This window comes from Xenorhabdus sp. NBAII XenSa04 (assembly GCF_963866145.1).
GTDB classification, from domain to species: domain Bacteria; phylum Pseudomonadota; class Gammaproteobacteria; order Enterobacterales; family Enterobacteriaceae; genus Xenorhabdus; species Xenorhabdus indica.
The window spans coordinates 1-307 of the sequence record NZ_CAWMEB010000243.1 but is presented as its reverse complement, the minus strand read 5'-3'; the positions used below and the strand labels follow the sequence as shown (position 1 = coordinate 307).

1 protein-coding gene is annotated in these 307 nt (G+C 57.3%); it reads right to left on the bottom strand.

What is annotated here, in order from left to right; translation table 11 throughout:
- Positions 1–307, bottom strand: a 307-nt coding sequence (locus AAC147_RS09410; RefSeq protein WP_156115463.1) for a DUF3438 family protein, incomplete at both ends; no start/stop codon positions are given.

The following is a 307-nucleotide window of genomic DNA, read 5'->3' as shown; positions in this document are numbered from 1 at the left end:
GCCACAAACTGCCCCTGTAAGGCTCGTGGGTTGAGGGTGATTTTTCGTTGGGTGGGATTGCGCAGCTTCAGTGCCACGACAGTGTGATTGTGCAGTCTCCAGCCTGCCAGCGGCGTAATCGCAATCGGCTCTGACGGGTAAAGCGTCGTGATGGACGAGGACAAATGCAGATTCACTGGCTGGATGCCGGCCACCGGCTCGACGGTACGCAACGGGGCATAAAGCTGCTGCGCGGCATAACGGGTTAAGGCGACCGGAACGGGCACCAATAATTTGGCGTTGTTCTGCTGTTGCGATTTATCAGTCG